This window comes from Streptomyces doebereineriae (assembly GCF_031845645.1).
GTDB classification, from domain to species: Bacteria; Actinomycetota; Actinomycetes; order Streptomycetales; family Streptomycetaceae; genus Streptomyces; species Streptomyces canus.
Genome location: NZ_JAVREZ010000013.1, coordinates 262,652 through 280,641, shown reverse-complemented (window position 1 = coordinate 280,641; position 17,990 = coordinate 262,652). Strand labels below are relative to the sequence as shown.

The 17,990-nt window shown below is 70.4% G+C and carries 14 protein-coding genes, 2 rRNA genes and 1 pseudogene; 9 read left to right on the top strand and 8 right to left on the bottom strand.

All coding sequences use genetic code 11. The features are described 5' to 3' along the window. A 23S ribosomal RNA gene (locus tag RNB18_RS33115) occupies positions 1 to 85 on the top strand; the annotation flags it as partial. A 71-nt stretch (positions 86 to 156) separates the two neighbouring features. Continuing rightward, positions 157 to 273, top strand: a 5S ribosomal RNA gene (gene rrf / locus RNB18_RS33110). A gap of 100 nt (positions 274 to 373) precedes the next feature. On the opposite strand, the gene RNB18_RS33105 is transcribed toward rrf, so the two are convergent. From RNB18_RS33105 to RNB18_RS33085, 5 genes are read right to left on the bottom strand one after another with little or no spacing between them, the layout of a single operon-like run. Then, on the bottom strand, positions 374 to 1,684 hold the full coding sequence (locus RNB18_RS33105) for a DUF58 domain-containing protein (protein ID WP_311717782.1): 1,311 nt from the start codon (positions 1,682 to 1,684) through the stop codon (positions 374 to 376). Further along, positions 1,684 to 2,673: an AAA family ATPase gene (locus RNB18_RS33100; RefSeq protein ID WP_311717781.1), complete on the bottom strand. Its 990-nt coding sequence runs from the start codon at positions 2,671 to 2,673 to the stop codon at positions 1,684 to 1,686. The genes RNB18_RS33105 and RNB18_RS33100 overlap by 1 nt, the downstream gene beginning before the upstream one ends. After that, entirely contained in the window at positions 2,673 to 3,875 is a 1,203-nt protein-coding gene (locus RNB18_RS33095; protein ID WP_311717780.1) for a DUF4350 domain-containing protein, read from the bottom strand. Before RNB18_RS33095 ends, RNB18_RS33100 begins: the two co-directional genes overlap by 1 nt. Beyond that, positions 3,872 to 4,588 (bottom strand): DUF4129 domain-containing protein, encoded by a 717-nt coding sequence (locus RNB18_RS33090; RefSeq protein ID WP_311717789.1) that lies wholly within the window; start codon positions 4,586 to 4,588, stop codon positions 3,872 to 3,874. Before RNB18_RS33090 ends, RNB18_RS33095 begins: the two co-directional genes overlap by 4 nt. Positions 4,589 to 4,619: 31 nt before the next feature. Further along, positions 4,620 to 5,942 carry a glycerophosphoryl diester phosphodiesterase membrane domain-containing protein gene (locus RNB18_RS33085; RefSeq protein WP_311717779.1) on the bottom strand — a complete coding sequence of 441 codons (1,323 nt, stop codon included), beginning with the start codon at positions 5,940 to 5,942 and terminating at the stop codon, positions 4,620 to 4,622. Positions 5,943 to 6,082: 140 nt separating this feature from the next. On the opposite strand from RNB18_RS33085, the gene mtnA reads away from it, so the two are divergent. The 5 genes and pseudogenes from mtnA to RNB18_RS54170 form a co-directional block, all read left to right on the top strand. Further along, a complete protein-coding gene (gene mtnA, locus RNB18_RS33080) occupies positions 6,083 to 7,231 on the top strand; it encodes an S-methyl-5-thioribose-1-phosphate isomerase (RefSeq protein ID WP_311717778.1) in 1,149 nt (382 codons plus the stop codon). A gap of 158 nt (positions 7,232 to 7,389) precedes the next feature. Beyond that, positions 7,390 to 8,067, top strand: coding sequence for a two-component system response regulator MtrA (gene mtrA, locus RNB18_RS33075; RefSeq protein ID WP_009333493.1), 678 nt, complete (start codon positions 7,390 to 7,392; stop codon positions 8,065 to 8,067). 1 nt (position 8,068) lies between these two features. After that, positions 8,069 to 10,135, top strand: coding sequence for an MtrAB system histidine kinase MtrB (mtrB, locus tag RNB18_RS33070; RefSeq protein ID WP_311717777.1), 2,067 nt, complete (start codon positions 8,069 to 8,071; stop codon positions 10,133 to 10,135). After that, positions 10,125 to 11,969 carry an LpqB family beta-propeller domain-containing protein gene (locus RNB18_RS33065; RefSeq protein ID WP_311717776.1) on the top strand — a complete coding sequence of 615 codons (1,845 nt, stop codon included), beginning with the start codon at positions 10,125 to 10,127 and terminating at the stop codon, positions 11,967 to 11,969. The genes mtrB and RNB18_RS33065 overlap by 11 nt, the downstream gene beginning before the upstream one ends. 318 nt (positions 11,970 to 12,287) lie before the next feature. Then, a pseudogene (locus RNB18_RS54170) lies at positions 12,288 to 12,599 on the top strand (ComF family protein); the annotation flags it as partial. Positions 12,600 to 13,199: 600 nt separating this feature from the next. On the opposite strand, the gene RNB18_RS53835 reads toward RNB18_RS54170, so the two are convergent. Beyond that, positions 13,200 to 13,766, bottom strand: coding sequence for a hypothetical protein (locus RNB18_RS53835; RefSeq protein ID WP_394817709.1), 567 nt, complete (start codon positions 13,764 to 13,766; stop codon positions 13,200 to 13,202). A gap of 658 nt (positions 13,767 to 14,424) precedes the next feature. On the opposite strand from RNB18_RS53835, the gene hpf reads away from it, so the two are divergent. Then, positions 14,425 to 15,117 carry a ribosome hibernation-promoting factor, HPF/YfiA family gene (gene hpf / locus RNB18_RS33050; protein WP_057610773.1) on the top strand — a complete coding sequence of 231 codons (693 nt, stop codon included), beginning with the start codon at positions 14,425 to 14,427 and terminating at the stop codon, positions 15,115 to 15,117. 202 nt (positions 15,118 to 15,319) lie between these two features. Continuing rightward, the gene (locus tag RNB18_RS33045; protein ID WP_311717775.1) at positions 15,320 to 16,072 is read left to right on the top strand and encodes a response regulator transcription factor; all 753 of its coding nucleotides are present in this window, start codon (positions 15,320 to 15,322) and stop codon (positions 16,070 to 16,072) included. Between the two features lie 12 nt (positions 16,073 to 16,084). Here RNB18_RS33045 and RNB18_RS33040 read toward each other — a convergent pair whose 3' ends face one another. After that, positions 16,085 to 17,269, bottom strand: coding sequence for a winged helix-turn-helix domain-containing protein (locus tag RNB18_RS33040; RefSeq protein ID WP_311717774.1), 1,185 nt, complete (start codon positions 17,267 to 17,269; stop codon positions 16,085 to 16,087). Positions 17,270 to 17,319: 50 nt separating this feature from the next. Next, complete coding sequence (locus tag RNB18_RS33035) at positions 17,320 to 17,892, bottom strand: GNAT family N-acetyltransferase (protein ID WP_311717773.1); 573 nt, start codon at positions 17,890 to 17,892, stop codon at positions 17,320 to 17,322. Between the last annotated feature and the right edge of the window lie 98 nt (positions 17,893 to 17,990).

Sequence of the window (17,990 nt, the reverse complement as noted above, 5' to 3'; positions counted from 1 at the left end):
GTAGACGACTGGGTTGATAGGCCGGATCTGGAAGCCCAGTAATGGGTGGAGGTGACCGGTACTAATAGGCCGAGGGCTTGTCCATATTTGCTCGCGTCCACTGTGTTAGTTCTGAGGCAACGACCGTGTTGTGTTTCCGGTCTAACTTCATAGTGTTTCGGTGGTCATAGCGTGAGGGAAACGCCCGGTTACATTCCGAACCCGGAAGCTAAGCCTTACAGCGCCGATGGTACTGCAGGGGGGACCCTGTGGGAGAGTAGGACACCGCCGAACTCCTTTTAGACAGAAAGGCCCACACCTTATGGTGTGGGCCTTTCTGCATTTCAGGTTCGGTTTCCTCAAGGGGGCGCTTCGCGCCCCCCTTTTTTTTCGTCTACAGGCGGCCTGCCGCCTTCAATGCCAGGTAGGCATCGGCCAGCGCTGGAGCCAGATCGTCCGGTGTCGCGTCGACGACAGTCACTCCATGGCGGCGGAGCTGTTCCGCCGTGCGATCGCGTTCCGTCTGTGCCTGGGCAGCTGCTGCGGCCTCGTAGACCGCATCGGTGTTTCCGCGGGCCGTGGCCATGCGGGCGATATGGGGATCCGCCACTGAGGCCAGAAGGACCGTGTGCCGTTGGGTCAGCTGAGGAAGGACTGGCAGCAGGCCCTCCTCGATCGGCGCGGCGTCGAGGCTCGTGAGCAGCACGATCAGGGAGCGGCGAGGGGCCGTACGCAGGGCTGTGGCTGTGAGGCCCCGAGCGTTCGTCTCGACGAGTTCGGGTTCGAGGGAGGCCATCGCGTCGACAAGGGAGGGGAGCAGGTCCTTGGCCGTTCGGCCTTGGACCAGGGCGCGTACTCGGCGGTCGTATGCGAGGAGGTCCACGCGATCGCCGGCGCGGGAGGCGAGGGCGGCCAGGAGCAGTGCCGCGTCCATGGAGGCGTCAAGGCGGGGGGCGTCGCCCACGCGGCCTGCCGAGGTTCGGCCGGTGTCGAGGACCACGAGGATGTGGCGGTCGCGTTCGGGGCGCCAGGTGCGGACGGCGACGGACGTCTGGCGGGCGGTGGCTCGCCAGTCGATGGAACGGGTGTCGTCGCCGGGGACGTACTCGCGCAGGCTGTCGAATTCCGTGCCTTCGCCGCGGGTGAGGACGCTGGTGCGGCCGTCGAGTTCGCGCAGGCGGGCGAGCTTCGAGGGGAGGTGCTTGCGGCTGGTGAACGGGGGCAGGACGCGGACCGTCCAGGGAGCCTTGTGGGTGCCCTGGCGGCAGAAGAGCCGTAGGGGGCCGTAGGAGCGAATCGTCACTCGGTCGGCCTGGCGGTCGCCGCGGCGGGTGGGGCGTAGGCGAGTGGTGAGGCGTCGGCGTTCGCCGGCGGGGACGGTCAGCTGGTGGCGGGAGGCTTCCACTTCCGTGCCGGGCTGCCAGCTGCTGGGGGGCCAGGCGTCGCGCACGTGGGCGCGGAGGGGGCGGCCGGACGGGTTGGTGACTGTGAGGGTGACGTCAGCGGCCTCGCCCAGGCGGGCGGAGGTGTCACCGGAGCGGGCCAGGCCGAGTCGTCGTACGGGTGCCGCCAAGGCGAAGTCGCAGGCGCACGCCACTGCCAGGGGGGCGTTGACGGCGAGGATGCCCGTCCAGCTGGGTTCCCAGATGCCGACAGGGAGAGAACCCAGGGCTGCGAGGAGTGCGGCTCGTCCGGTGAGGGCCATCAGCGGGGGACCGGGACGTGGGCGAGGATCGCGTTGATGACGGAGTCGGCCGTGACGCCCTCCATCTCGGCCTCCGGGCGCAGTTGTACGCGGTGGCGGAGGGTGGGAAGGGCCAGAGCCTTCACGTCGTCGGGGATCACGTAGTCGCGGCCGGTCAGCCACGCCCATGCGCGCGAGGTGGCCAGGAGGGCCGTGGCGCCGCGCGGGGACACGCCCAGGGTGAGGGAAGGGGACTCGCGTGTGGCGCGGCAGATGTCGACGACGTAGGCGGTGATCTCGGGGGAGATCGTGGTCTTGGCGACCGCGGCGCGTGCGGCTTCGAGGTCGGCGGGGCCCGCCACGGGGCGTACGCCGGCGGCGCGCAGGTCGCGCGGGTTGAAGCCCTCGGCGTGGCGGGTGAGGACGTCGATCTCGTCCTGGCGGGAGGGGAGCGGGATCGTCAGCTTGAGGAGGAAACGGTCCAGCTGGGCTTCTGGGAGGGGGTAGGTGCCCTCGTATTCCACCGGGTTCTGGGTCGCGGCCACCAGGAACGGGTCGGGGAGGAGGCGCGGGGTGCCGTCGACGGTCACCTGGCGTTCCTCCATGGCCTCCAGGAGGGACGACTGGGTCTTGGGCGGGGTGCGGTTGATCTCGTCCGCGAGGAGGAGGTTGGTGAAGACCGGGCCGGGCTGGAAGGAGAACTCGGCGGAGCGGGTGTCGTAGACCAGGGAGCCCGTCACATCGCTCGGCATGAGGTCGGGGGTGAACTGGACGCGCTTGGTGTCGAGTTCGAGTGCGGATGCGAGGGCGCGGACGAGCAACGTTTTGGCGACCCCAGGGACTCCTTCCAGTAGTACGTGTCCGCGGCAGAGGAGGGCGACGACGAGGCCGGTCACGGCGGGGTCCTGGCCGACCACGGCTTTGGCGATCTCGGCGCGCAGGGCTTCCAGGGAGGCCCTGGCGGGGCCCGGGTCCCCGGCGGTCCCGGCGTTGTCAGTGGTCGGGTCCATCATGAACGGCGTACCTCTCTTTCGAGGGCGTCGAGTTGGTCGGCTAGGGAGATGAGTGCTGCGTCGTCGCTGGGCGGCGGGCCGAAGAGGAGGGGCTGCAGGGACTGTCCGTCTCCGTCTCTGTGGAGATGGGCGGACAAGGCGGGGAGCAGTGCTTCGGGCGCGTGTGCCTGGGTGACGGGGACGCCTACGAGGGGGGCGAGGCGGGTGCGGATGGTGGAGCGAAGAGCGGTGGCCGCGCGGTCGCGGGCGTTGGCTTTGCGGTAAAGGCGGGCGCGGCCTTCGACGGTTTCGGAGGCGCGGATCGCCACGGGGAGTCTCTCGGGCACGAGCGGGCCCAGTCGGCGTGCCCTCCACAGGGCGGCGAGTGCTGCCGCGAAGAAGAGCTGGAGTGTGCCCCACAGCCAGCCCGAGGGGAGCAGGTCGAGGAAGCCCTTTTCCTCGTTCGGGTCGGTGGCGGAGGGGTCGGAGAGCGAGGGGAGGTACCAGACCAGATGGGGGCGGGAGCCGAGGAGTTGGAGGGCGAGCGAGGCGTTGCCCCGCTCGTCGAGGGTGTCGTTGTAGAGGATGTCGGGGGCGCCGAGCACGACGGTGTCACCGTTCCCGGAGGCCGCCGGGACGCGCACCAGGGTGGGCAGGCGCTCGCTGGGGTAGCACTCGTCGTAGCCGGGGACTGTGACGGTGTAGCGGATACCGCCGGTGTCGGCGGTGCCCGCGCGCTGGGCCGCGGGCAGGGCGCAGTCGGGGGAGAGCGTCGAGTCGAGGCTGGTGGCGGGGTCCGCGACGACGCCGGGGGCCAGCCGTTCCACGGACCAGCTGCCGGGGGCGACGAGGAGGGTGCGGCCCTCGGAGTCGGCGGCCGCGGAGTGCAGTTGGGTCTGCTGGCGGTGCGTCAGGAGGTCGGGTACGGCTATCAGGAGCGTTGTGTCGGGGCCGGCCGCGGCGCGCGCTTCGTCGAGGGTGGTGACCACTCGGGTGTCGACGCCTCGGTCGGCGAGGAGTTCGGCGACGGCGCGGCTGCCGTAGGGGTCCGCGGAGCGCGGGTCGAGGCCGCCGTGGCGTTCGGTGGAACGGATCGCCGCGATCGCCACGGCCGCGACGAGGAGAAGCACGAGGGCGAGCACGATGCCTCGCGCGCGGGTCCACACCTGGCGGGCGGTAGGCGAGGCCGAGGTGGACGGGAGCGTGACCTCGGTGGTCATTCGGCGGCTCCCTGGCGGGCGTTGTGGGCCGCGCTGTGGCTGCTCGCACTGGCCGCGAGCACCGGCTTGGTGCGTTCCAGGTCGCGGTCGAGTTCGGCGATGCGGTGGTACGACTGCTCGGTTGCGGTCCGGCCGCCGTACGTGACGTCGTCGAAGTCCCGGGCCGCGGAGCGCAGCCGGTCCGTGTGGGAGGGCAGGGCGCGGCCCGCTTCCGCGGCCGCCTCGTCCGCGGTGCGGCCGGGGCGGATGTCGAGGAGGGTGCGTTCCTCCAGGGAGCGCACGATGGCCCGCATGCGTTCCTGGACGGCCTGGTTCCAGTGGCCCTGCGCGGCGTGTGCCTCGGCGGCCGCGCGATGGTCGGCGGCGCTGCGTGGGCGGTCGTCGAACAGGGCGGCGGAGGAGGCCGGCCCGCGGCGCGGAGTGCCCAGGCGCCACCACAGCGCGCCGACGACCAGGAGGACGGCGGCGATGACGACGACGAGGCCGAGTGGTCCCCCTGGCGTCGCGGACGAGGCGGTGTTGAACAGCTTGTCGACCCAGTCCCAGAACGCGTTGAGGGCGCGCTGGAACCAGCTGGGATCGTTCTCGTGGTACATGCGCTTGGACAGCTCGCGACGGGCCGCCTCCCGCGCGGGATCGCGCGGGATCGTCAGCGGCGGTTCGTCGGCGGACCGTGCCAGTGACAGCACGGATGTGTCGCCGGCGCGCAGCATGGTGAGCACTCCCCCCGGCAGGTTCACCGCATCAGCTCCCGGGAGTGGAGCCGGTGCCGTAGCCCTGGACGCCGGCTGCGCGGGCCAGTTCGAGGTCGAGGCCCTCGCGGCGGATGCGCTGGTCGATGTAGAGGAGCACGGTGACGCCCGCCGTGATCGGGAAGGTGATCATGGAGCCGATCACCGAGCCGATGCCGCTGATGATGAGGAACGTCCAGCCGAGGTCGCCGGTGCCGTTGACGAAGCCTCCGACACCCTCACCGCTGAGCGCTGCGGCGAGGAAGGTGAAGGGGATGACCACGATCGCCGCGATGATGTTCGCGATGATCCCGGCCAGCAGCTGAATGCCGAGGACTCGCCACCAGGAACCGCGGACCAGCTTCGTGGAGCGGCTCATCGACTTCACGATGCTCTGCTTCTCCAGCATCAGCGCGGGCGAGGCCAGCGAGAAGCGGATCATCAGCCACAGCGCGACGACGCCGGCGCCGAGGACGCCCAGGATGACGAGGGCGATGCCGCCGCCGTTCGAGCCCGCGGCGGCCACGAGGATGCCGGGCAGTGCGCCGACGGCGAGCACACCGAAGGTGATGAGCAGCAGCAGGAAGATCAGGCCGAACAGCCTCGGTACCTGCGGGCGGGCGTCGCGCCAGGCCTCACCGGTGGTGACCGGCTTGCCGAGCACGGCCCGACTGGTGACCGTTGTCAGCAGCGCGGTCGCGGCGACCGTGCCGATCAGGGAGATCAGGAAGACGACGGTGCTGCCGACCATGGTCTCGCCCAGGGCGCGGGTCAGCTCGTCGGCGCTGGCGCTGGGGTCGTTGAGGGCCTCGGTCCCTGCGCTGTCGTTCAGGACGAAGCCCTGGAGCAGGATGACGAGGACCTCGGTCACGACCGCGACGGTCAGCGAGATGCCGAGGACCGTACGCCAGTAGGTGCGCATGGTGGAAACCGCGCCGTCGAGGATCTCGCCCACGCCGAGCGGGCGCAGGGGGATCACGCCGGGCTTGGCCGCGGGCGGGGGGCCGCCCCAGCCGTGGTAGCCGCCGCCCCAGCCCGGGGGAGGGCCGTAGCCTCCGGGCGGGGCGGTGGGGGGCTGGGATCCCCAGCCCGGGCCGGGCGGCGGGGGCGGAGGCGTCTGGCCGGGAGCGGCGGGGCCTGTGGGGGCGGACCACTGACCGGGGGGCGGCTGTTCCTGGGACCACTTCGAGTCGGCGTCCTGCGGATTGTCCTGCGGCTCTTGCACGGGGTTCGAAGTCTCGGGCCGGTCGGCGGGCTCGGCGGGATCGGGCGTGCCGGGCTTGTGCCCGTCGGGCGGGGCGGATCCGGGCGAGGCCCAGCCCGGAGTGTCGTTCATCGTCGCTCCTTCACGGTGCCCGTCCGCGGTCGCGGCGGCAAGTTGGCAGCCATCGTGCCATGGGGTGGTCGGCGAAGGACCAGCCGCGGTATGGGCTGCGCACCTTCAATACTCCGGCGCACAAGGGGCAGACTGACGACATGGCTGATCAGTACGCGCAAACCGGCGAGGACAGCAAGTCCACCGAGCTACCGGCGATCCGCTGGGAGGAGCCACCCGAAGGCCCCGTCCTGGTGCTTCTCGACCAGACGAGGCTGCCGGCCGAGGAGGTCGAACTGGTCTGTACGGACGCGTCCGCGCTGGTGGAGGCGATCCGTTCGCTCGCCGTGCGCGGGGCGCCGTTGCTCGGCATCGCGGGGGCGTACGGGGTCGCGCTCGCCGCCGCGCGGGGGTTCGACGTGGATGAGGCGGCGGCCGTGCTGGCGGGCGCGCGTCCGACCGCGGTGAATCTCGCCGTCGGGGTGCGCAGGGCCGAGGCCGCGTACCGGGCCGAGCTCGGCAAGAGCGGTGACCAGGAGCTGGCGGCCGGGGCTGCGCTGGCGGCGGCGCGCGGGCTGCACCGCGAGGACGCGGCGGCCAGTGCCGCGATGGCCGAGCGTGGCCTGGCTCTGCTGGACGAACTGCTGCCGGGCGGCGGGCACCGGATCCTGACGCACTGCAACACCGGTTCGCTGGTGTCGGGCGGCGAGGGGACGGCGTTCGCGGTGGCGCTCGCGGCTCACCGGGCGGGGCGGCTGCGGCGGCTGTGGGTGGACGAGACGCGTCCGCTGCTCCAGGGGGCCCGGCTGACGGCGTACGAGGCGGCGCGCAGCGGGATGGCGTACACCTTGCTGACCGACAACGCGGCGGGCTCGCTGTTCGCGGCCGGGGAGGTGGACGCGGTGCTGATCGGGGCCGACCGGATCGCGGCCGACGGTTCGGTGGCGAACAAGGTGGGGAGCTATCCGCTCGCGGTGCTCGCGCGGTACCACCATGTGCCGTTCATCGTGGTGGCGCCGGTGACCACGGTTGACCCGGACACGCCGGACGGGGCGTCGATCGAGGTGGAGCAGCGGCCCGGGCACGAGGTGACCGAGATCGCGGCGCCCCAGGTGCCGGTGGCGGGAACCGAGGCGGGCAGTGGGATTCCGGTGGCGCCGCTGGGGACCCAGGCGTACAACCCGGCCTTCGATGTGACGCCGCCCGAGCTGGTGACGGCGATCGTCACGGAGGAGGGCGTGGTGTCGCCGGTGACGGCCGAGGCTCTTGCCGAGCTGTGTGCGAGGTCCCGGGAGGTGACGATCAGCTGATCCGGATGCGGTGGCCACGTATTCCGCCTGAATCCACGGCGGACCTTCGCGGCGGCGGCCGAGGCAGACAGTGACGGTCCAGTACGACTAAGGTCACTGGTCGGTGAGCTGTCTCACCACTGCCTTCACCACTGTTATGAGAATGGGATGATGTCTTTATGAAGGGACGAGTCCTTGTCGTCGACGACGACACCGCACTTGCCGAGATGCTGGGCATTGTGCTGCGTGGTGAAGGTTTTGAGCCGTCTTTCGTAGCCGACGGTGACAAGGCGCTGGCCGCGTTCCGTGAGGCCAAGCCGGATCTGGTGCTGCTGGATCTGATGCTGCCCGGGCGGGACGGCATCGAGGTGTGCCGCCTGATCAGGGCGGAGTCCGGCGTGCCGATCGTGATGCTCACGGCGAAGAGCGACACCGTCGATGTGGTCGTGGGCCTGGAGTCCGGTGCCGACGACTACATCGTGAAGCCGTTCAAGCCGAAGGAGCTCGTGGCCCGGATCCGGGCGCGGCTTCGGAGGTCGGAGGAGCCGGCTCCCGAGCAGCTCGCCATCGGTGACCTGGTCATCGACGTGGCCGGGCACTCCGTGAAGCGGGACGGGCAGTCGATCGCGTTGACGCCGTTGGAGTTCGACCTGCTGGTGGCGCTCGCGCGCAAGCCGTGGCAGGTGTTCACGCGTGAGGTGCTCCTCGAGCAGGTGTGGGGCTACCGGCACGCCGCCGACACCAGGCTCGTCAATGTGCATGTGCAGCGGCTGCGCTCCAAGGTCGAGAAGGACCCGGAGCGGCCGGAGATCGTGGTGACCGTCCGTGGTGTGGGTTACAAGGCAGGGCCCAGCTGACATGTCCGGAGACAGTGCTGCTTCGTCGCCGGGACGGACCGGGGCGGGTGCGGGGCGGCCTGTCGGGCGGAAGTCGGCGGGTTCCCGCTGGGGACGTTTCATCGAGGGTGGACTGCTTCAGGGTGGAGTCCAGGGCAGCCCGGTCCTCAGGCTCTTCATGCGCTGGGTGCGCCGGCCTCTGCTGCCCGTGATGCGGCTGTGGCGGCGCAACATCCAGCTCAAGGTCGTCGCCACGACCCTGCTGATGTCGCTCGGTGTGGTGCTTCTGCTGGGTTTCGTCGTCATCGGGCAGGTACGCAACGGGCTCCTCGACGCCAAGGTCAAGGCGTCGCAGAGCCAGGCCACCGGTGGGTTCGCGGTGGCTAAGCAAAAGGCGGACGAGGCCGGTGCCGGGACCGACGAAGCGGCCCCGGCGGAGGGTCAGTCCGACCAGTTCGTCATCGAGTGGATGAGCAATCTCGTCTATTCGCTCTCCAGCGGTGGTCAGGGCGCCTTTGACGTGGTGTCCCTGCCCGTGGGTGGCGACAGCGGCAGCGGGCGCGGGCCGCGTGCCTCGGGCGACGTCGACCCGACGGCCAGCGTCCCCGAGGCTCTGCGCGAGAAGATCGACGAGAGTACGACGGCCGCCCAGAGCTACACCCGCATCGTCTACGACCCCTATCAGGAGCCCCAGCCGGCCCTGGTCATCGGCAAGCAGGTCAACGACCCCAACGGCGATCCGTACCAGCTGTACTACCTCTTCCCGCTCACTCAGGAGGAGAAGTCGCTCAGCCTGGTCAAGGGCACCCTGGCGACCGCCGGGCTCTTCGTCGTCGTACTCCTCGGCGCGATCGCCTGGCTGGTGGTGCGGCAGGTCGTCACGCCGGTGCGGATGGCTGCCGGGATCGCGGAGCGGCTGTCCGCCGGGCGGCTCCAGGAGCGGATGAAGGTCACCGGTGAGGACGACATCGCGCGGCTCGGTGAAGCCTTCAACAAGATGGCGCAGAACCTTCAGCTGAAGATCCAGCAGCTGGAGGACCTGTCGCGGATGCAGCGGCGGTTCGTGTCGGACGTGTCGCATGAGCTGCGGACGCCGCTGACGACCGTACGGATGGCCGCCGACGTCATCCATGACGCGCGCGAGGACTTCGATCCGATGACCGCGCGGTCGGCCGAGCTGCTCGCCGACCAGCTGGACCGCTTCGAGACGCTGCTCGCGGACCTGCTGGAGATCAGCCGCTTCGATGCGGGTGCGGCGGCGCTGGAGGCGGAGCCGATAGACCTCAGGGAGGTCGTACGGCGCGTGGTGGGCGGGGCCGCGCCACTGGCCGAGCGCAAGGGCACCACGGTCCGGGTCGTGGGCGATCAGCAGCCCGTCGTAGCCGAGGCCGACGCCCGGCGCGTGGAGCGGGTGCTGCGCAATCTCGTCGTCAACGCCGTCGAGCACGGCGAGGGCAAGGACGTCGTGGTCAAGCTGGCTTCGGCGGGCGGGGCGGTGGCGATCGCAGTGCGCGACTACGGCGTCGGGCTGAAGCCGGGCGAGGCCACGCGCGTGTTCAGCCGTTTCTGGCGGGCCGACCCGGCACGCGCGCGTACCACCGGCGGTACGGGACTGGGGCTGTCCATCGCCCTGGAGGACGCGCGGCTGCACGGCGGCTGGCTGCAGGCGTGGGGCGAGCCGGGCGGCGGTTCGCAGTTCCGGCTGACGTTGCCGAGGACGGCCGACGAGCCGCTGCGGGGCTCGCCGATACCGCTGGAGCCCAAGGACTCGCGCCGCAATCGTGGACTCGATGACGCCGGTCTGCCGCGTGGGGGCGGCGACAAGGCGGCCACCGTGCCGGTTCAGCCGACGGGTGACCAGGTGACCTCGCGGGACCCGATAGCGCCCAGGTCGGCCTCGGTGACACCCACGGCCGATCCGACGGCGCTGCCCGGCAATGGCGCGCGCGTGGTGCCCAGGCCGACGTCCGGTGCGCCACGGCCGGACAGCACGTCCGCCGGGGACAGGTCCGGTGAGACGGTGAGCCGCCCGGACTCAGGGGCGCGGGAGTCGTACGAACAGCAGGGGGAGGCATTCCGTGGACGCTGACCGCGAGGGGGGCGGCCGGCGCACGCCAGGGCGGGCGGTGGCGTACGTCGCCTGTGGCGTCGTACTGCTGGCGGGATGTGCCTCCATGCCGGACAGCGGGGATCTGCGCGGGGTCGACGCCACCCCGCGACAGGACACCCAGGTGCGGGTCTACGCGATGCCGCCGCAGGAGGACGCCGAGCCCCTGGACATCGTGCAGGGCTTTCTGGAGGCGCTGACCAGCGACGATCCGGACTACGAGACGGCCCGCAAGTACCTGACCCGGAGTGCGGCGAAGCAGTGGCAGCCGGGGCTGTCCACCACCGTGCTCGACGACGGGCCCGGCGCCGACGTCGTGCCTCCCGTGGGCCGGGAGCAGGGCGAAGACACGTCGTTCACGCTGACCGGCACCAAGGTGGCCGTGGTCGACGCACAGCAGTCGTACGCGCCGGCTTCCGGTGAGTACCGGGAGACCGTGCACCTCGTGCACGACAAGAAGACCAAGCAGTGGCGGATCGACAGCCCTCCGCCGGGTGTCGTCATGGGTAAGTCGGACTTCCAGCGCAACTACGTGTCCGTCAACAAGTACTACTTCGCCTCGAACACGCGGGCGGCGACGGCTCCGCAGACCGTGGCGGTCGCCGATCCCGTGTATGTGCGCGAACGCGTGGACCCCATGACGCAGCTGGTGCGATCCCTGCTGAGCGGGCCGACGAGCTGGCTCGACCCTGTCGTCAGGACGCGCTTCCCGACCGGTACCGCGCTGAAGGACGGGGTCTCCTCGCTGACTCCCGACGACCAGAACATGTTGACGGTGCCGCTCAATGCCAAGGCCGGGCACGTCGGTTTGGACCAGTGCGAGGCGATGGCGAGCCAGCTGCTGTTCACCGTGCAGAACCTCACCCCCGCGGTGGACACGGTGGAACTTCAGGCGGGCGGCAAGCAGTTGTGTTCCGTGAAGGAGAACGAGGCCAACGGCGCCGCCACCCGCGGTTCGGTCGAGAATCCCGCGTACCTGTACTTCGTGGACGGCCGGCACCGGCTGGTGCGGATTTCGGCCGAAGCGGATGCCGGCGGTACGAAGGCCGAGCCGGTGCCGGTGCCCGGAGCGCTGGGCGACGGCGACAAGGATCTGCGGTCGGTGGCCGTCTCGCGTGACGAGCACACGGCTGCCGGTGTCGGCATGGACCGCAAGGCGCTGTACGTCGGGTCGCTGGTGTCGGGCGGGTCACTCGGGGATCCGGTGCTGGTCAGCAATGGCAAGACGGCCGAGGACCGGCTGACCACGCCGAGCTGGGACACCGAGGGCGATCTGTGGGTGGCCGACCGGAACCCCGCCGATCCGCGGCTGCTGCTGTTCAAGGAGGGCGCGGGCAAGCCGCTGGAGGTGGCGACGCCCGGGCTGGACGGGCGTATCAGGGACCTGCGGGTGGCCGCCGACGGGGTGCGGATCGCGCTCGTCGTCGAGAAGGCCGGCAAGCAGTCTCTGTTCGTCGGGCGCATCGAGCGGGAGGGCAGGACCGGGGACCCGCAGAGCGTCTCGGTGCGGGAACTGCGCTCCACGACACCGGATCTGGAGGAGGTCACGACCATGTCCTGGGCCGGCGACAGCAGGCTCGTGGTGGTCGGACGTGAGCAGGGTGGTGTGCAGCAGACGCGGTACGTCCAGGTCGACGGCTCCACTCCGGAGGGGCCGCCGCCGGCCGCGCTCACGGGTGTGAAGGAGATCGCCGCGTCCGAGGATGACGAGATGCCGTTGGTGGCCTACTCGGAGGACGGGATCGTACGGCTGCCCTCCGGGGCGCAGTGGCAGAAGGTGGACGCGGACGGGACGGCGCCGGTCTATCCGGGGTGAGGTGACGGGACCGCGCTGTCGTTGGCGGCCGCTTTTGCCGGGGTGAGGACCTGGTGGGGGTGGCCGCTTTTGTTTCCGGGGCCGGTGGGGATTCGCGGCTGGTCGGGGGCGCTGGATTCGCTGGGGGACGGGGCGGATTCGGTGTACGGATTCGTTGTACGAGGAACTGATTCGCGGGCTGTGTTCGGCCGACCGATTGGCTGTATCGGCGGCCGGCGATTGCGGTGGGAACTGTTGTTCGTGTCGGAGGGCGGGTTTTCCACAGGGAGTTATCCACAGGGGTGGCCGGTCGGGTTCGGCGTTGGCACAGTGGTGGGCATGCGGGGGTGGTGGCAGGACCTGACCGATCTGGTGTTGCCGGCCGAGTGCGGAGGCTGTGGGAGGCCGCGCACGGTGCTCTGTCCGGAGTGCCGTGCCGCGCTGGCCGGGGCCGCGCCGGGCCGGGTGCGACCGGCGCCGGAGCCGCCCGGACTGCCGGTCGTGCACGCGGCGGCTCGGTATGCGGACTCGGTACGGGCGGTGTTGCTGGCCCACAAGGAGCGGGGGGCGCTGGGCCTCGCCGGGCCGCTCGGTACGGCTCTGGCGGGGGCGGTATGGGCGGCGGTGCGGGAGGTATGTGAGCCGGGCGGTGGGGGTGCGTCCGGGCGGTCTCGGGGGCCTCGGGAGGGGGGCTTTGGGGCTTTGGTCGGGCCCGGTGGAGAGGTGGGGAGTGCGTCTTCCGGTCGGGTGACGGGGGGCGGCCTTGACGGGGGTTGGGCCGGGGAGATGGGTGCGTCTGTGGGGCGGGTTGGCGCAGTGGGTGCGTGCGGTGGGCGGGATGGCGCGGTAGGTGTGTCCGTGCGTCAGGGTGGCGCGGCGGGTGAGTGCGGGGGTCGGGATGCCGCTGCGGGGGCGTCCGTGGCCCGAGCCGGTGGGGCGGGGTGGTTGTGGGGGGTCGGCGGCACAGGTGAAGCAGCGTTGGCCCGGGACCGGGGCGGGTCAGGGGCCGAGGTCTCGGCCAGGGGTGGTGACGTGCCGGGTGCGGAGGCCTTGGGCTGGGGCGGGGATGTGCCGGGGGCTGGAGTTTTGGCCGGGGATGCTGACGTGCCGGGAACAGGGGCTCTGGTGAGGGGCCGTGATTCGTCAGGGGTCCAGGCTCTGGGCCGGTGCGGTGACGTGCCGGGTGCGGAGGCCTTGGGCCTGAGCGGATATGTGCTGGGGGCTGGAGTCTCGGCCAGGTGGGGTGACGTGTCAGGAGCGGAGGCTCTGGGCCGGGGCCGTGACGTGCCAGGAGTAGAACCTCTGGCCAGGGGTGAAGACGCGCCAGGAACAGAAGTTCTCGCCGTGGGTGCCGTGCTGGGTGGTGAGGCCTCCCGGGGCGGTGGCCTGCAAGCGGGGGCGTTTGTCGAGGGCCGGTGGAGGGGGGAGGGGCCCGGTGTGCCGGTGCTGCTCGTTCCCGTGCCGTCCGCGCGGCGGGCGGTTCGGGCTCGGGGGCATGATCCGGCGCGGCGGATCGCGCTCGCGGCAGCGGGGGAGCTGCGGCGGGCGGGGATGCCGGCGCGGGTGGTGGCCGTACTGCGGCAGCGACGGCGGGTGGCCGACCAGTCGGGGCTCAACTCCCGGCAGCGGCTGGACAACCTCGCGGGCGCGCTGACCGTGGTTCCCGGCGGCGGACGTCTGCTGGCCGAAGGACTGGTCGTGCTGGTCGACGACCTGATGACGACAGGCGCGTCCCTCACCGAGGCTGCGCGGGCCGTTCGGGAGGCGCGGGCTCGGGAGAACATCGGGAACCGCGGTGAACAGATGAGGGCCGGACACCGTGATCAACGGCAACAGGGGGCGGGAGGGCGCAGGGGCTGTCGGCCGCTGGACGCGGGTGCACGGCAAGGCCGTCGGCAGCCGGGGACAGCAGGACAACGGCAGGACGTGAGCGGGCGCCGTGGTGGACGGCTGGTGGCCGGATGCGACGGTGGAGGGACGGGCTTCGTGTACACCGCTGCAACTCGGGAAAGCATGGGGGAACGGTTGGTCACAGTGACGGAGGAGGACACGGACCGGGAGCGCTGCTCGGTGACAGCAGCGGGCGTCGGTGGCGTCCGTGACCTGATCTGCGCAGCTGTGGTCGCGGCCCCACCGGATTCCTTCGAAATAAACCGGAACTGACTGCGCAGTTGCATCGTTGCAGGTTACGAGAGGGTAAATTCACCTGAACGGAGGTACGCCGCAGTAGAGGGTGACGACATCCGTCCAGGCGAGATATGTTCGGTTGTGAGAGAAAAGGCGCAGGCCACACCTCGCAAAACCGAATGCCGTGCCCGCGGGATTTCCACCATCACCCGCGACGGTGGAATGGAGATCTTGCCCGCGGGGGAGGAGGTGGAAGTCACCGAGTCCGAGGTTCCGGGGCTCACCGGAGCCTGGTGCAAAAGGGAGACGCTCCGCATCGAGGCGGAGCGATCCGGGAACGGAGTTCTGCGTGGACATCGTCGTCAAGGGCCGCAAGACCGAGGTGCCCGAGCGGTTCCGCAAGCACGTGGCCGAGAAGCTGAAGCTGGAGAAGATCCAGAAGCTCGATGGCAAGGTGATCAGCCTCGACGTCGAGGTGTCCAAGGAGCCGAACCCCCGACAGGCCGACCGTTGTGACCGAGTGGAGATCACGCTCCGCTCCCGCGGTCCGGTGATCCGGGCGGAAGCGGCAGCCAGCGACCCGTACGCGGCACTCGACCTGGCGGCGGAGAAGCTGGACGCCCGGCTGCGCAAGGAGCACGACAAGCGCCACACACGCAGGGGCGCACGGCGACTCACGGCTGCCGAGGTCGCCGACCACGTTCCGGGCGCGGCGACGCTCAACGGCAATGGGCAGGCCGTTCACGAGGAAGAGTCGGACGGTGTGCCCACCAAGAAGATCGGCTCGCTGGAGATCAAGGGTGAAGGCCCCCTCGTGGTCCGCGAGAAGACCCACGTTGCCTCCCCGATGACCCTCGACCAGGCGCTCTACGAGATGGAACTGGTCGGGCACGACTTCTATCTGTTCGTCGACTCCGAGACCAAAGAACCGAGTGTCGTCTACCGGCGGCACGCCTACGACTACGGCGTCATTCACCTGAGCACGGATCCGATGGTCGCCCGGGCGCACTCTCCCGCGGCCGGAGACACGATGGGTGGCTGACCCTCCCGGATGACAGCTGAGCCGGTGCCCCTGGAGCGCTTGTGCGCCCCCAGGGGCACCCGCGTGCGACCATTTCGCGTCCCGCTCTGTCACCTCACTGTCGTCCGGGCATGAAATCATGGCCACACCGGCCCAACCGGTGGGTCGTTGCCTTGGGTTGGCGATGGCACAGGACCAGCCACAGCCTTCAGGGGGAGGAACGATGGCGGACAGCTTCGGACCGCTGCACGGCGAAGACGCCGGCGACGGCGTCGTCAGCATGGGCACGGACACGGACACGGGCTCTCCACGCAAGGAGCCGATCCGGGTTCTCGTCGTGGACGACCATGCCCTCTTCCGGCGCGGACTGGAGATCGTGCTCGCGGCCGAGGAGGACATCCAGGTCGTGGGGGAGGCGGGCGACGGCGCGGAGGCCGTCGACAAGGCCGCCGACCTGCTGCCGGACATCGTTCTGATGGACGTGCGGATGCCCAAGCGGGGCGGGATCGAGGCCTGCACCTCCATCAAGGAAGTGGCACCCAGCGCCAAGATCATCATGTTGACGATCAGCGACGAGGAAGCCGATCTCTACGACGCGATCAAGGCCGGCGCGACCGGATATCTCCTCAAGGAGATCTCCACGGACGAGGTGGCGACCGCCATTCGCGCGGTGGCCGACGGACAGTCGCAGATCAGCCCCTCCATGGCGTCGAAACTGCTCACCGAGTTCAAGTCGATGATCCAGCGGACGGACGAGCGACGTCTCGTGCCCGCCCCGCGGCTGACCGACCGTGAGCTGGAAGTCCTCAAGCTCGTCGCCACCGGGATGAACAACCGCGATATCGCAAAGGAGTTGTTCATCTCCGAGAACACCGTGAAGAACCATGTGCGCAACATCCTGGAGAAGCTGCAGCTGCACTCCAGGATGGAAGCGGTGGTCTACGCGATGCGGGAGAAGATCCTCGAGATCCGCTGATTCGGCTCCCGGTCAGCGCAGGGCCGTCGTCAGCGCTCCGGTGACTTCCTTGGCGAGGGACTCGCGCAGGTCCGGCGTGTCCACCCGCTCGACCCGGATGTCCGTGCAGTCCACCCAGCTCGCCGCCTCGACCAGTGCCTGGGCCACCGCCGGGACCGCCTTCGGGCCGTCCAGAGTGACCTGCCTGGCCACCAGCGTGCTCCCCTCCCGGGCCGGGTCCACGCGGCCCACAAGACGCCCACCGGCCAGCACCGGCATCGCGAAGTAGCCGTAGACCCGCTTGGGCTTGGGGACATAGGCCTCCAGTCGGTGGGTGAAGCCGAAGATCCGCTCCGTGCGTGCGCGGTCCCAGATCAGGGAGTCGAACGGGGACAGCAGGGTGGTGCGATGGCGGCCGCGCGGGGGTGTCTCCAGGGCCGCCGGGTCGGCCCAGGCAGGCTTGCCCCAGCCCTCGACCGTGACCGGCACCAGGCCGGAATCGGCGATCACCGCGTCGACCTGCTCGCCCTTGAGACGGTGATAGTCGGCGATGTCCGCGCGGGTGCCGACCCCCAGGGACTGGCCCGCGAGTCGGACCAGGCGGCGCAGGCACTCGGCGTCGTCCAGCTCGTCGTGGAGCAGATCGGCGGGGACGGCGCGCTCGGCGAGGTCGTACACACGCTTCCAGCCACGGCGCTCCACGCAGACCACCTCGCCGTACATCAGGGCGCGCTCGACGGCGACCTTGGTGCCCGACCAGTCCCACCACTCGCTGGTTTTCTTCGCGCCGCCCAACTCCGTGGCGGTGAGGGGTCCTTCGGTGCGGAGCTGTTTGATGACCTGGTCGTAGGTGCCGTCCGGCAGCTGGTGGTTCCAATGCGGGCGGCTGCGGTAGGCGCGGCGGCGGAAGGCGAAGTGGGGCCATTCCTCGATGGGGAGGATGCACGCCGCGTGCGACCAGTACTCAAAAGCGTGCCTGTCAGTCCAGTAGGCGCTGTCCACCTTCTTGCGGCCCACCGCGCCGAGGCGGGCGTACGGGATCAGCTCGTGGGAGCGGGCGAGTACCGAGATGGTGTCGAGTTGGACCGCCCCGAGGTGACGGAGGACGCCGCGGACTCCGGCCCGGCGGTCGGGGGTGCCGAGGAAGCCCTGCGCGCGCAGCACGATGCGGCGGGCCTCGTCGGCCGAGAGGTCGGTGGTGGGAGGCACGGTCGTCATGGGTCCGAACGATAGGGCCCGGCACTGACAATGCGAGGTGACCTGCGGATCTACTGAGAGGCGGGAAGATACTGCGCCGTCGACGGCAGGCCCAGGTCCGAGGGCAGCAACGCGCCCACCCAGCAGTCCCGGCGTACGCCCTGGTGGACGAGCGAGGAACGCAGTACGCCCTCGATGGTGAAGCCGGCGCGCTCCGCCACCGCGCGCGAGGCGTGGTTGCCGACCTCCGCCCGCCATTCGACGCGGTCGATCGACCACTCGCCGAAGGCCCAGCGGGCGGCGGCCTCGACGGCCTCGGTGACGTAGCCGTTGCCGCGCTGTTCCTTGGTGCTCCAGTAACCGATCTCGGCCGTGCCCGCGGAGCGCTTGGTGAGGCTGAGCATGCCCACCAGCTCCTCTCCTTCGGGAAGGAAGAGGCCCCACGTGAACATCGTGCCGTTCGCCCAGCCTTCCGGGACCAGCTGCTCCGTGAAACCCTGTGCGTGCTCGGGCAGGTACGGCGAGGGGATCGTGGTCCAGCGCAGGATGTCGGGGTCCTGCACGGCCACGAGGACCGTCTCGGTGTCCCGCGGGGTGGGCGTGCGCAGCAGGAGACGGGCTGTTGTCAGGGTGACGGGTTCCATCAGCCGATTCTGCTCAGGTGTTCGGTGAAGGCGCCATCGTTTTTGCTGTGAGTGAGCAGGCGATCACAATTCGCGCAATTCGTGGGCGGGGTGCGGCA

Excerpts from the sequence above, each read along its gene's own strand:
- RNB18_RS33090 (WP_311717789.1), bottom strand. The coding sequence starts at position 4,588 with ATGCTGCGCGCCGGCGACACATCCGTGCTGTCACTGGCACGGTCCGCC.
- RNB18_RS33045 (WP_311717775.1), top strand. The coding sequence starts at position 15,320 with ATGGCGGACAGCTTCGGACCGCTGCACGGCGAAGACGCCGGCGACGGC.
- RNB18_RS33040 (WP_311717774.1), bottom strand. The coding sequence starts at position 17,269 with ATGACGACCGTGCCTCCCACCACCGACCTCTCGGCCGACGAGGCCCGC.
- mtrA (WP_009333493.1), top strand. The coding sequence starts at position 7,390 with ATGAAGGGACGAGTCCTTGTCGTCGACGACGACACCGCACTTGCCGAG.
- RNB18_RS33100 (WP_311717781.1), bottom strand. The coding sequence starts at position 2,673 with ATGGACCCGACCACTGACAACGCCGGGACCGCCGGGGACCCGGGCCCC.
- mtnA (WP_311717778.1), top strand. The coding sequence starts at position 6,083 with ATGGCTGATCAGTACGCGCAAACCGGCGAGGACAGCAAGTCCACCGAG.
- RNB18_RS33105 (WP_311717782.1), bottom strand. The coding sequence starts at position 1,684 with ATGGCCCTCACCGGACGAGCCGCACTCCTCGCAGCCCTGGGTTCTCTC.
- RNB18_RS33085 (WP_311717779.1), bottom strand. The coding sequence starts at position 5,942 with ATGAACGACACTCCGGGCTGGGCCTCGCCCGGATCCGCCCCGCCCGAC.
- RNB18_RS33095 (WP_311717780.1), bottom strand. The coding sequence starts at position 3,875 with ATGACCACCGAGGTCACGCTCCCGTCCACCTCGGCCTCGCCTACCGCC.
- mtrB (WP_311717777.1), top strand. The coding sequence starts at position 8,069 with ATGTCCGGAGACAGTGCTGCTTCGTCGCCGGGACGGACCGGGGCGGGT.
- RNB18_RS33035 (WP_311717773.1), bottom strand. The coding sequence starts at position 17,892 with ATGGAACCCGTCACCCTGACAACAGCCCGTCTCCTGCTGCGCACGCCC.